Consider the following 13362-nt stretch of genomic DNA (forward strand, 5'->3'; position numbering starts at 1 on the left):
ACAAACATCACTCTTTCGGATCTTTACCCGCCAGCAGCTTGTCCAGCTCGTCGCCGCCCACGTGACGGAAGTCATGACCTTTCACGAAGTAGAAGATGTATTCGCAAATGTTCTGGCAGCGGTCGCCGATACGCTCGATGGAGCGCGCGCAGAACAGGGCAGTCAGTACGCTTGGGATGGTACGTGAATCTTCCATCATGTAGGTCATCAGCTGACGCACGATGCCTTCATACTCCTGGTCGACCTTCTTGTCTTCACGGTAGATACGCACCGCTTCGTCCAGATCCATACGCGCAAAGGCATCCAGCACGTCGTGCAGCATCTGCACGGTGTGGCGGCCCAGCGACTCCAGGCTCACCAGCAGCGGCTGGTGCTGCTGTGAGAACTTCTCCAGCGCGGTGCGGCAGATTTTATCCGCAACGTCACCAATACGCTCCAGCTCGGCGATGGTTTTGATGATCGCCATCACCAGGCGCAGGTCGCTCGCCGTCGGCTGACGTTTCGCGATAATGCGCACGCAGGCCTCGTCGATAGCGACTTCCATCATGTTGACGTTTTTGTCGCCTTCAATAACGCGCTTCGCCAGCTCGCTGTCCTGGTTGTGCATTGCCGTAATCGCATCAGAAAGCTGCTGCTCGACCATGCCGCCCATGGTCATTACCTGGGTGCGAATGCTTTCCAGCTCTGCGTTGAACTGGCCGGAAATGTGTTTATTAAGATTGAGGTTGTCCATGGTTTCTCCACATGCACTAAGGCAAATCAACCGTAGCGGCCAGTAATATAATCTTCGGTTTGTTTCTTCGCGGGCCTGGTGAACAGCGCGTCCGTATCGCTGAACTCAATCAACTCGCCCAGGTACATAAACGCCGTGTGATCGGAACAACGTGCAGCCTGCTGCATGTTATGGGTCACGATAACCACGGTGTAATCCTGCTTCAGCTCGGTGATCAGCTCTTCAATACGGCCGGTTGAGATCGGGTCCAGCGCTGAACACGGCTCATCCAGCAGCAGCACTTCCGGGCGAATAGCAATACCGCGCGCAATGCACAGACGCTGCTGCTGACCGCCGGAGAGAGAGTAACCGCTCTGGTGCAACTTATCTTTGGTTTCGTTCCATAATGCGGCCTTGGTCAAAGCCCACTGCACGCGCTCGTCCATATCGGCACGGGAGAGTTTTTCAAACAGACGCACGCCAAACGCGATGTTGTCATAAATAGACATCGGGAACGGCGTTGGTTTCTGGAACACCATCCCCACTTTGGCGCGCAGCAGGGCGATATCCTGAGCCTGGGTCAGAATGTTTTCACCGTCCAGGATGATTTCACCTTCAGCACGCTGCTCCGGATAGAGCGAATACATTTTGTTAAAGGTACGCAGCAGCGTGGATTTTCCGCAGCCGGACGGACCGATAAATGCCGTGACCTGGTTCTTCGCGATATCCAGGTTGATGTTCTTCAGGGCATGGAATTTGCCGTAGTAGAAGTTCAAATCACGAACCTGAATCTTACCCGGGGCAGTATCAACCATACTCATTGACTCATTTCCTCATTCGGCGCCGCGAGCTGCCGCGCCGTAAAAAATTAACCGTGTTTCTTCTTCGCGAAAATGACGCGCGCCAGAATGTTCAGCAACAGTACGCAAAGGGTAATGATCAGCACCCCGGCCCAGGCCAGCTGCTGCCATTCCGCGAATGGGCTCATCGCAAATTTAAAGATCGTCACCGGCAGGTTGGCGATCGGCTGCATCATGTCCGTGCTCCAGAACTGATTGGAGAGGGACGTAAACAACAGCGGCGCCGTTTCACCCGCGATACGCGCAACCGCCAGCAGGATACCGGTCATGATCCCGGAGACAGACGCCTTCAGCGTAATCGCAGAGATCATCTTCCATTTCGGCGTACCCAGCGCATAAGCCGCTTCACGCAGGCTGTCCGGCACCAGTTTCAGCATGTTCTCGGTGGTACGAATAACAATCGGCACCTGCAGCAGCGCCAGGGCAATCACACCCGCCCAGCCGGAGAAGTGTTCCATCTGCGCCACCACCACGGTGTAAACAAACAGACCCACGACGATTGACGGGGCTGACAGCAGAATGTCGTTGATGAAGCGAATCACTTCCGCCAGCCAGGATTTACGACCGTATTCTGCCAGGTAGATGCCCGCCATGATGCCCAGCGGCGTGCCGAAGACCGTCGCCCACAGGATCAGCAGGCCGCTGCCCGCCAGGGCATTCGCCAGGCCACCACCCGCCGTGTTCGGCGGCGGCGTCATTTCGGTGAACAGCGACAGTGACATCCCGTCAATCCCGCGAACGACCGTCGAGAAGAGGATCCAGACCAGCCAGAACAGGCCGAATGCCATCGTTGCCATAGAGAGCGACAGGGCAATACGGTTTTTCATGCGGCGTCTGGCCTGCATTTTACGGCGGGATTCCGCCAGTTCAGCGGTAGCTTGCATTTCGAGAGTGGCCATTAGCGTGCTCCCTCATTTTTAGCGAGGCGCATAATCATCAGCTTGGAAATCGCCAGAACAATGAAGGTGATAACGAACAGAATCAGACCCAGCTCCATCAGCGCCGCCACGTGCAGCCCGGATTCCGCTTCCGCAAATTCATTCGCCAGCGCCGAGGTAATACTGTTACCCGGCATGTAGAGCGACGCGCTGTCGAGCTGGTAGGTGTTACCGATGATAAAGGTGACCGCCATGGTTTCACCCAGCGCACGACCTAAGCCCAGCATCACGCCCCCGATCACCCCATTTTTGGTGAACGGAAGGACAATGCGCCAGATAACTTCCCAGGTGGTGCAGCCGATGCCGTAGGCCGACTCTTTCATCATCACCGGCGTTTGTTCGAAGACATCGCGCATAACCGCCGCAATGTACGGAATAATCATGATGGCGAGGATTACACCTGCCGCCAGAATGCCGATACCGAAAGCCGGGCCAGAGAACAGGGCACCCACAAACGGAATGGCGGAAAGCACGTTACCGACCGGTTCCTGGAAATACGTGGCGAACAGCGGAGCAAAGATGAACAGGCCCCACATGCCGTAAACGATACTTGGAATAGCCGCCAGCAGTTCGATGGCAATACCCAGCGGGCGTCGCAGCCAGCCCGGCGCCAGCTCCGTCAGGAACAGGGCAATACCAAAGCTCACCGGAACCGCAATCAGCAGGGCGATGAACGAGGTCACCAGCGTGCCGTAAATCGGCACCAGGGCACCGTAGATGTCGTTCGGCGCGTCCCACTCTTTGGTCCACAGGAAGGAAAAACCGAATTTCTGAATGCTCGGCCATGAGGAGAAAATCAGAGACACGATAATGCCGCCCAGCAGCAATAGCACAATCAGCGCAGCCAGTTTCACCAGCGCGCTGAAAATCATGTCACCTTTTTTACCCGGAGGGTTAAATGCAGGCTTGGTTGCAGCCATAAATTACTCTTCTGTTTGAGACGTTTTTACGAATATGCCCGGTGGCGCTGACGCTTACCGGGCCTACAGCTTAAACCGTAGGGCGGGTAAGCGCAGCGCCACCCGCCATCTTCGTTAAATATATCCTGTTAGTACAGCGCTTTACCGCTGCTGTCTTTCACGTTGGTTTTCCATGCAGCGCGAATCTGCTCAACCACGTTGTCCGGCAGGGTAGCGTAATCCAGGGCGTTAGCCTGTTTGCCGCCGTTTTTGTACGCCCAGTCGAAGAACTTCAGCACTTCGGCGCCCTGCTCAGGTTTCTTCTGCTCTTTGTGAACCAGGATGAAGGTGGTAGAGGTGATTGGCCACGCACCTTCGCCTTTCTGGTTAGTCAGATCCTGCGCGAAGGATTTGCTCCAGTCAGCGCCTTTCGCCGCGTTAGCAAAGTTTTCTTCGGTCGGGCTAACCGGTTTGCCGTCGGCTGAAACCAGTTTGGTGTAGGACAGGTTGTTCTGCTTGGCGTACGCATACTCTACGTAACCAATTGAGCCAGGCAGACGCTGTACGAACGCGGCGATACCGTCGTTACCTTTACCGCCCAGACCGGTTGGCCAGTTAACGGTAGAGCCGGAGCCGACTTTAGATTTCCACTCTTCGTTCACTTTTGCCAGGTAGCTGGTGAACACGAAAGAGGTACCGGAACCATCCGCGCGGCGAACCACGGCGATGTTCTGAGAAGGCAGCTTCAGGCCTGGGTTGAGTTTAGCGATTGCTTCGTCATCCCATTTTTTGATTTTGCCCAGGTAGATGTCACCCAGGGTTTTGCCGTCCAGCACCAGCTCACCCGACTTCACGCCCGGCAGGTTGATGGCCAGAACCACACCACCGATCACGGTAGGGAACTGGAACAGGCCTTCCTGAGCCAGTTTGTCATCAGACAGCGGAGCGTCTGATGCGCCGAAATCAACAGTGTTCGCGGTAATTTGTTTAACGCCACCGGAGGAGCCGATACCCTGATAGTTAACCTTGTTACCGGTTTCTTTCTGGTAGGTATCTGCCCATTTGGCATACACCGGCGCAGGGAAGGTTGCACCAGCGCCAGTCAGGCTTGCTTCTGCAAATACAGAGAACGCGCTCAGAGATAAGGTCGCGGCGACAACAGTTGCGACAGTGGTACGCATAACTTTCATAATGTCTCCTGCAAGATTTTCGTAAATCGTTGTTTAGTGGCTACGATGAGCAAAATAGGACAAACAGGTGACAGATAAATGTACGAATTATGACAGTTTTATGACAACGTTAATTTCACTTAAAAACCAGCAAAAGAAAGCTTAATTTTCATCGTGTTAGCCGATTTTATGACAAGACGTTTTCAGAAATATTTTCTTTATGTGACACTGAAAAAAGTAGCTGAAGATGACAAATTGTCATTATTAAAAACGAGAAAGGATTGATTAAAAACAAGACGGGCAGGATAAAAAAGCTCCACCCGAAGGTGGAGCCTGAAGGGATTATTCTACGGTAACCGATTTCGCCAGGTTACGCGGCTGGTCAACGTCGGTGCCTTTGATCAGCGCAACGTGATAGGCCAGCAGCTGCAGCGGAACGGTGTAGAAGATTGGTGCGATAACCTCTTCCACATGCGGCATCTCGATAATGTGCATGTTGTCGTTGCTGACAAAACCGGCATCTTTGTCGGCGAAGACGTACAGAACACCGCCGCGGGCGCGCACTTCTTCGATGTTAGACTTCAGTTTTTCCAGCAGTTCGTTGTTTGGTGCCACAACGATGACCGGCATATCCGCGTCAATCAGCGCCAGCGGGCCGTGCTTCAGCTCGCCAGCCGCATAGGCTTCAGCGTGAATGTAGGAGATCTCTTTCAGCTTCAGCGCGCCTTCCAGCGCAATCGGATACTGATCGCCACGACCCAGGAACAGGGCGTGATGTTTGTCAGAGAAATCTTCCGCCAGTGCTTCAATGCGTTTGTCCTGAGACAGCATCTGCTCAATACGGCTCGGCAGTGCCTGCAGGCCGTGAACGATGTCGTGCTCAACGGAAGCATCTTCGCCTTTCAGACGCGCCAGCTTCGCCACCAGCATCAGCAGAACGGTCAGCTGAGTGGTAAACGCTTTGGTGGAGGCCACACCGATTTCGGTGCCCGCTTTAGTCATCAGCGCCAGATCGGACTCACGCACCAGCGATGAGCCAGGAACGTTACAGATAGCCAGAGAGCCCAGGTAACCCAGCTCTTTAGAGAGACGCAGCGCGGCCAGCGTATCCGCCGTTTCACCAGACTGGGAAAGGGTGATCATCAGGCTGTTACGACGCACCGCGGATTTGCGATAGCGGAATTCAGACGCGATTTCCACATCGCACGGCACGCCCGCCAGGGATTCAAACCAGTAGCGAGAAACCATACCGGAGTTGTAGGAGGTGCCGCAGGCCACGATCTGAATATGCTCGACCTTGCCGAGCAGTTCGTTCGCGTTTGCGCCCAGCTCGCTCAGATCCACTTCACCGTGGCTGATGCGCCCGGTCAGCGTGTTTTTGATGGCGTTTGGCTGCTCGTAAATCTCTTTCTGCATGTAGTGACGGTAAGCGCCTTTGTCGCCCGCGTCGTACTGCAGATTCGATTCAATCTCCTGACGTTTCACCTGCTCGCCTTTGGTATCGAATACGGTCACGCTGCGGCGAGTTACTTCCGCGATATCACCCTCTTCGAGGAAGATAAAGCGACGGGTAACCGGCAGAAGCGCCAGCTGGTCAGAAGCGATGAAGTTTTCGCCCATGCCCAGACCGATAACCATCGGGCTACCGGAACGCGCTGCCAGCAGCGTTGACGGATCGCGGGAATCCATGATCACCGTACCGTACGCACCGCGCAGCTGAGGGATAGCACGCAGCACCGCATCACGCAGCGTGCCGCCCTGCTCCAGCTCCCAGTGCACCAGGTGAGCAATCACTTCGGTGTCAGTTTCAGAGACGAAGGTGTAGCCGCGCGCTTTCAGTTCTTCGCGCAGCGGTTCGTGGTTTTCGATAATGCCGTTGTGCACGACCACGATGTGTTCAGACACATGCGGGTGCGCGTTACCTTCAGACGGTTCGCCGTGCGTCGCCCAGCGGGTGTGAGCAATACCGGTACCACCGTGCAGCGGATGTTCTTCCGCGGCCTGGGCCAGCATCTGCACTTTACCGAGACGACGCAGACGGGTCATATGACCTTCTGCATCGACGACAGCCAGACCGGCAGAGTCGTAACCACGGTATTCCAGACGACGTAAACCTTCGAGAAGGATTTCAGCAATATCACGCTGCGCAACTGCGCCAACAATTCCACACATAATTTTAGATTCCGAATTTAGGCATTATGCCTGCGTTGTCGCTGACCTGTATTTGCCCTTTCCGGGCACCCCGAGCCTTGTAGAGAGTGGGGTTATTTTTATGGGTACTGCTTGTGGGTGGAGAATTATATTATCCCCTCACCCCGGCCCTCTCCCCAAAGGGGCGAGAGAGAAAAACACCGCACCGAACGATCCCCTCTCCCCTTTGGGGGGAGGGTTAGGGTGAGGGGTAAATCCGTTACTTTTTCTTCACCGGGCGTTTCCAGCCCTGCTTGCTGACTTGCGGAACGCGGCTTAACACCAGCTCGTTCTCGGCCACATCTCGCGTAACGGTTGTTCCGGCGGCGATAGTCACTCCGTTACCCACGGTAACAGGCGCCACCAGCTGCGTATCGGAGCCAACGAACACGTCGTCACCGATGATGGTTTTAAACTTATTCGCGCCGTCATAGTTACAGGTAATGGTCCCTGCACCAATATTCACGTTATTGCCAATTTCCGCGTCGCCCAGATAGGTCAGATGACCGGCTTTCGAGCCTTTACCCAGACGCGCTTTTTTCATCTCCACGAAGTTACCCACGTGAGCGCCTTCCAGCAGCTCAGCGCCCGGGCGCAGACGCGCAAACGGGCCGATGGTACACGCCGTATCCAGACGGGCATCTTCCACCACGCTGTATGGGCTGATTTCGCAGTCGTCACCGATGACGCTGTTTTTAATCACGCAGCCGGCGCCAATTTTGACGCGATCGCCCAGCGTGACGTGACCTTCGAGGATAACGTTCGTATCAATTTCAACGTCACGCCCGTGAGATAACGAACCGCGCAGATCGAAACGCGCCGGATCGCGCAGCATCACGCCCGCCAGCAGCAGTTTTTCGGCCTGCTCGGACTGATAAATACGCTCAAGACGGGAGAGCTGAAGGCGGTTGTTCACGCCGTCCGTTTCGCTGATGCGCGCCGGATGAACGGCGGCAATTTCACGCCCTTCGTGGTACGCCATCGCAATGATGTCGGTGATGTAGTATTCACCCTGCGCGTTGTTATTGTCGAGTCTGGACAGCCAGCGCTTCATATCCGCGCCGTTGGCAATCAGGATACCGGTGTTGATCTCCTGAATCTGGCGCTGTTCGTCGCTGGCATCTTTATGCTCAACAATACCCGTGACGTTGCCGTTTTCACGGGTGATGCGGCCATAACCGCTTGGATCGTCCAGCACGACGGTCAACAAACCGATGCCGCCCTGCGGTTTGGCTTCACGCAGGCGAGTCAGGGTTTCAACGGAGATCAGCGGGACATCGCCGTAGAGCATCAAAATGTCTTCGTCATCCGCAAAGAAAGGCGCAGCCTGCTGCATCGCATGGCCTGTGCCCAGCTGTTCGGCCTGAAGCACCCAGTTGAGCTTGTCATCGCTCAGCGTCTTTTTAAGCAGATCGCCGCCGTGGCCGTAGACCAGGTGGACCTGACTGGCACCCAGTTCGTTCGCTGCATCAATGACATGCTGCACCATTGGCTTTCCTGCAAGCGTGTGGAGCACCTTAGGCAGATCGGAATACATGCGGGTCCCTTTGCCAGCGGCAAGGATCACCACGCTCATCGCACTGTTTGACATACGCATCCTGACGGTAGTTTGAGTGTGAAGTAAAAACGTTTGATGCTTAAAATTCTACATCTTTTTCATCATGAATTAAGGCCGAAAAAAAAAGCCAGCCTGGGATCCAGACTGGCTTTTGTGCTTTTCAAGCCGGTGTTACATCGCTTTTTTGGTCAACTCGATAACGCGCAGTTTCGCGATCGCTTTGGCCAGCTCCGCAGACGCCTGAGCGTAATCCACGTCACCATGAGAGCTGCTAATGTGCTCTTCAGCCTTACGCTTCGATTCCAGGGCTCGCGCTTCGTCGAGATCCTGGCCACGGATAGCGGTATCGGCCAGAACGGTCACACTGCCAGGCTGCACTTCAAGAATGCCGCCGGACAGATAGATAAACTCTTCGTGACCGAACTGTTTAACGATGCGGATCATACCAGGCTTAATGGCGGTGAGCAGCGGTGCGTGACCCGGGAAAATACCCAGTTCACCTTCACTACCCGTTACCTGGATTTTCTCGACCAGACCAGAGAACATTTGTTGCTCTGCGCTGACGACGTCCAGGTGGTAAGTCATTGCCATATCACCCTCCGATTAAGGCGTTAAAGTTTTTTGGCTTTTTCCACGGCTTCGTCGATGGAACCAACCATGTAGAACGCCTGCTCTGGCAGGTGATCGTATTCGCCTTCCATGATGCCTTTAAAGCCACGGATGGTGTCTTTCAGGGAAACGTATTTACCCGGAGAACCGGTGAATACTTCCGCAACGAAGAACGGCTGGGACAGGAAGCGCTGGATCTTACGCGCACGTGCTACCACCAGTTTGTCTTCTTCAGACAGTTCATCCATACCCAGGATGGCGATGATGTCTTTCAGTTCCTGGTAACGCTGCAGCAGGGACTGTACGCCACGCGCGGTGTCGTAGTGTTCCTGACCCACAACCAGTGGATCCAGCTGACGGCTGGTGGAGTCCAGCGGGTCAACGGCCGGGTAGATACCCAGAGACGCGATCTGACGGCTCAGTACCACGGTTGCATCTAAGTGCGCAAAGGTGGTTGCTGGAGATGGGTCAGTCAAGTCATCCGCAGGTACGTATACCGCCTGAACGGAGGTGATAGAACCGGTTTTGGTAGAGGTGATACGTTCCTGAAGAACACCCATCTCTTCCGCCAGCGTAGGCTGGTAACCTACCGCTGAAGGCATACGACCCAGCAGTGCAGATACTTCCGTACCGGCCAGGGTGTAACGATAGATGTTATCAACGAACAGCAGAACGTCACGGCCTTCATCACGGAACTTCTCAGCCATCGTCAGACCGGTCAGCGCAACGCGCAGACGGTTTCCTGGTGGCTCGTTCATCTGGCCGTAAACCAGGGATACTTTGTCCAGAACGTTGGAGTCGGTCATTTCGTGGTAGAAGTCGTTACCCTCACGAGTACGTTCACCTACGCCCGCAAACACGGAGTAACCGGAGTGCTCGATCGCGATGTTACGGATCAGCTCCATCATGTTTACGGTTTTACCAACACCCGCACCACCGAACAGACCGACTTTACCGCCCTTCGCGAACGGACACATCAGGTCGATAACTTTGATACCGGTTTCCAGCAGTTCCTGAGAGCTGGACAGCTCTTCGTAGGAAGGTGCCGCGCGGTGGATAGCCCAACGCTCTTCTTCACCGATGTCGCCTTTCATGTCGATTGGTTGACCCAATACGTTCATGATACGACCCAGTGTTGCTTTACCTACCGGGACTTCGATCGGGTGCTCAAGGTCTTTGACTTCCAGACCACGACGCAGACCGTCGGAAGAACCCATCGCGATGGTACGCACGATACCGCCGCCGAGCTGCTGCTGAACTTCCAGCACCAGGCTCTCGTTACCATTCTGTACCTCAAGCGCGTCGTACACGCGTGGTACGGCGTCCTGAGGGAACTCGACGTCCACCACGGCGCCGATTACCTGGACAATCTTTCCAGTAGCCATCTTGAATCCTCTACGTAATTCGTAAACCTGGTTAAACCGCGGCGGCCCCCGAGACGATCTCGGTGAGTTCCTGAGTAATGCTGGCCTGACGAGCTTTGTTGTAAACCAACTGCAGCTCTTTAATCAGGCTGCCGCCATTATCGGTCGCGGCTTTCATCGCCACCATTCGTGCGGCCTGCTCGCTGGCCAGGTTTTCTACAACGCCCTGATAAACCTGAGATTCAACGTAACGACGCAGCAGGGTATCCAGCAGCGGTTTCGGATCGGGTTCATACAGGTAATCCCAGGCTTTTTGCTTCAGCTCGTCATCTTCTGATGCCGGTAACGGCAGCATCTGAGTGAGCGTTGGAACCTGAGACATGGTGTTAATGAATTTGTTGCTGACAACGTACAGTCTGTCCAGACGGCCTTCATCATAGGCCTGCAACATCACTTTAACCGGGCCGATCAGTTCGGACAGGGACGGGTTATCACCCATACCGGTCACCTGAGCGACAATGTTGCCACCAACGGAGTTAAAGAAAGAGACGCCTTTAGAGCCGATCATTGCGATATCGCACTGAACGCCTTTTTCAGACCATGCTTTCATATCCGCCAGCAGTTTTTTGAACAGGTTAATGTTCAAGCCGCCACACAGACCACGGTCGGTCGACACCACCAGATAGCCCACGCGCTTAACGTCGCGTTCTTCCAGGTAAGGGTGCTTATATTCCAGATTACCGTTTGCAAGGTGACCAATCACTTTGCGCATGGTTTCTGCATAAGGACGGCTGGCCGCCATGCGATCCTGCGATTTACGCATTTTGGAAGCGGCGACCATCTCCATCGCTTTAGTGATCTTTTGCGTGTTCTGGACGCTTGCGATCTTACTACGTATCTCTTTTGCGCCGGCCATGAGCTTCTCCTCAATGCCAGGCGGCTTGTCCTGAGACAAGCCGCCGGACGATTACCAGGATTGGGTTGCTTTGAAGGAATCGAGGATAGCTTTCAGCTTGCCTTCGATTTCGTCGTTATAGCCACCGGTCTGGTTGATCTCTTGCATCAGCGGAGCGTGATCACGGTCGACGTAAGCCAGCAGAGCGGCTTCGAAGCTACCGATTTTCGCCAGTTCCACATCTTCGAGGTAACCGCGTTCAGCCGCGAACAGTACAAGGCCCTGCTGAGCAACAGACATTGGTGCGTACTGTTTCTGCTTCAGCAGCTCGGTCACTTTCTGACCGTGGCTCAGCTGTTTACGGGTTGCTTCGTCCAGATCGGATGCGAACTGAGAGAACGCAGCCAGTTCACGATACTGTGCCAGCGCGGTACGGATACCACCGGACAGTTTCTTGATGATCTTGGTCTGAGCAGCACCACCAACACGGGATACGGAGATACCCGGGTTAACCGCCGGACGAATACCGGAGTTAAACAGGTTGGTTTCCAGGAAGATCTGACCATCGGTAATGGAGATTACGTTGGTCGGAACGAACGCAGAAACGTCACCCGCCTGGGTTTCAATGATCGGCAGAGCGGTCAGAGAGCCCGTTTTACCCTTCACTTCACCTTTGGTGAAGTTCTCGACGTATTCCGCGTTAACGCGGGAAGCACGCTCCAGCAGACGAGAGTGGAGGTAGAATACGTCGCCAGGGAACGCTTCACGTCCAGGTGGACGACGGAGCAGCAGGGAAACCTGACGATAAGCAACAGCCTGTTTAGACAGGTCATCGTATACGATCAGCGCATCTTCACCGCGGTCACGGAAGTATTCGCCCATTGCGCAACCGGCGTATGGCGCCAGGTATTGCAGTGCAGCAGATTCAGACGCGGTTGCTACCACAACGATGGTGTTAGACAGTGCACCGTGCTCTTCCAGTTTACGAACCACGTTGGAAATGGTGGACGCTTTCTGGCCGATGGCCACGTACACGCATTTGATACCGGAGTCACGCTGGTTGATGATGGCGTCGATTGCCATCGCGGTTTTACCGGTCTGACGGTCACCGATGATCAGTTCACGCTGACCACGACCGATTGGGATCATGGCATCAACGGACTTATAACCTGTCTGAACAGGCTGATCTACGGACTGACGGTCGATAACGCCTGGTGCGATAACTTCGATTGGGGAGAAGCCATCGTGCTCAACCGGACCTTTACCGTCGATTGGCGCACCCAGGGTGTTAACAACGCGACCCAGCAGGCCACGGCCAACCGGCACTTCCAGAATACGGCCAGTACACTTAACCTTCATGCCTTCGGCGAGGTCAGCATATGGACCCATCACAACTGCACCTACGGAGTCGCGCTCCAGGTTCAGTGCGATAGCGTAACGGTTACCCGGCAGGGAAATCATCTCACCCTGCATACAATCGGCCAGGCCGTGGATGCGGATAACACCGTCACTTACAGAAACAATAGTACCTTCGTTGTGAGCTTCACTCACAACACTGAACTGAGCAATGCGCTGCTTGATCAGTTCGCTGATTTCGGTGGAATTCAGTTGCATGCTCCAGTCCCCTTAAGACTGCAAGACGTCTGCAAGGCGTTCAAGACGGCCGCGTACGCTGCCATCAATGACCATATCACCCGAACGGATGATTACGCCTGCCATTACAGACTTATCGATTTTGCAATTCAGCTTAACTTTGCGTGACAGACGTTTTTCCATCGCGGCGGTGATTTTCGCAAGCTGTTCATTACTCAGTTCAGTCGCAGAAGTCACTTCGACTTCAGCGGTTGCTTCACTAAGGGCACGTAAGTGCTCAAACTGCTCGAGAACATCCGGGAGCACACGGAGACGACCATTTTCTGCCATCACCTTAATCAGGTTCTGGCCGTTGGCATCCAGTTGCTCTCCGCACACGGCGATAAACGACGCGGCGAGAGTTTCAGGTGCTAACGCACCGGAAAGCAACTCAGCCATTTGTTCGTTTTTCGTCACCTCAGCGGCAAACGCCAGCATATCCTGCCAGCGATCGACATTTTGGTGTTCGACAGCAAAGTCAAAAGCTGCTTTGGCGTAGGGGCGAGCTACCGTAACAAATTCAGACATCAGCCCCT

At 54.6% G+C, this 13362-nt stretch carries 12 protein-coding genes; all 12 read right to left on the reverse strand.

What is annotated here, in order from left to right:
- Positions 1-7 precede the first annotated feature (7 nt).
- Entirely contained in the window at positions 8-733 is a 726-nt protein-coding gene (gene phoU / locus ACJ69_RS17165) for a phosphate signaling complex protein PhoU (protein ID WP_059347383.1), read from the reverse strand.
- 26 nt (positions 734-759) lie between these two features.
- On the reverse strand, positions 760-1533 hold the full coding sequence (gene pstB / locus ACJ69_RS17170; RefSeq protein WP_010426574.1) for a phosphate ABC transporter ATP-binding protein PstB: 774 nt from the start codon (positions 1531-1533) through the stop codon (positions 760-762).
- A gap of 47 nt (positions 1534-1580) precedes the next feature.
- Positions 1581-2471: a phosphate ABC transporter permease PstA gene (pstA, locus tag ACJ69_RS17175; RefSeq protein ID WP_023309794.1), complete on the reverse strand. Its 891-nt coding sequence runs from the start codon at positions 2469-2471 to the stop codon at positions 1581-1583.
- The gene (gene pstC / locus ACJ69_RS17180) at positions 2471-3430 is read right to left on the reverse strand and encodes a phosphate ABC transporter permease PstC (protein ID WP_023309793.1); all 960 of its coding nucleotides are present in this window, start codon (positions 3428-3430) and stop codon (positions 2471-2473) included. Before pstC ends, pstA begins: the two co-directional genes overlap by 1 nt.
- 128 nt (positions 3431-3558) lie before the next feature.
- Complete coding sequence (gene pstS, locus ACJ69_RS17185; protein WP_008500186.1) at positions 3559-4599, reverse strand: phosphate ABC transporter substrate-binding protein PstS; 1041 nt, start codon at positions 4597-4599, stop codon at positions 3559-3561.
- A gap of 321 nt (positions 4600-4920) precedes the next feature.
- Positions 4921-6750 carry a glutamine--fructose-6-phosphate transaminase (isomerizing) gene (glmS, locus tag ACJ69_RS17190; RefSeq protein WP_023309792.1) on the reverse strand — a complete coding sequence of 610 codons (1830 nt, stop codon included), beginning with the start codon at positions 6748-6750 and terminating at the stop codon, positions 4921-4923.
- A gap of 238 nt (positions 6751-6988) precedes the next feature.
- Positions 6989-8359, reverse strand: a complete 1371-nt coding sequence (gene glmU, locus ACJ69_RS17195) for a bifunctional UDP-N-acetylglucosamine diphosphorylase/glucosamine-1-phosphate N-acetyltransferase GlmU (RefSeq protein ID WP_047646765.1) — start codon at positions 8357-8359, stop codon at positions 6989-6991.
- A gap of 138 nt (positions 8360-8497) precedes the next feature.
- On the reverse strand, positions 8498-8917 hold the full coding sequence (locus ACJ69_RS17200; RefSeq protein ID WP_006177560.1) for a F0F1 ATP synthase subunit epsilon: 420 nt from the start codon (positions 8915-8917) through the stop codon (positions 8498-8500).
- A gap of 20 nt (positions 8918-8937) precedes the next feature.
- A complete protein-coding gene (gene atpD / locus ACJ69_RS17205; protein WP_006177559.1) occupies positions 8938-10320 on the reverse strand; it encodes a F0F1 ATP synthase subunit beta in 1383 nt (460 codons plus the stop codon).
- Positions 10321-10351: 31 nt separating this feature from the next.
- Positions 10352-11215, reverse strand: coding sequence for a F0F1 ATP synthase subunit gamma (gene atpG / locus ACJ69_RS17210; protein ID WP_008500191.1), 864 nt, complete (start codon positions 11213-11215; stop codon positions 10352-10354).
- Between the two features lie 51 nt (positions 11216-11266).
- Positions 11267-12808 (reverse strand): F0F1 ATP synthase subunit alpha, encoded by a 1542-nt coding sequence (gene atpA, locus ACJ69_RS17215; RefSeq protein WP_006808751.1) that lies wholly within the window; start codon positions 12806-12808, stop codon positions 11267-11269.
- Between the two features lie 12 nt (positions 12809-12820).
- Positions 12821-13354, reverse strand: a complete 534-nt coding sequence (gene atpH, locus ACJ69_RS17220) for a F0F1 ATP synthase subunit delta (RefSeq protein WP_023309790.1) — start codon at positions 13352-13354, stop codon at positions 12821-12823.
- Between the last annotated feature and the right edge of the window lie 8 nt (positions 13355-13362).

Source organism: Enterobacter asburiae (genome assembly GCF_001521715.1).
GTDB lineage: Bacteria > Pseudomonadota > Gammaproteobacteria > Enterobacterales > Enterobacteriaceae > Enterobacter > Enterobacter asburiae.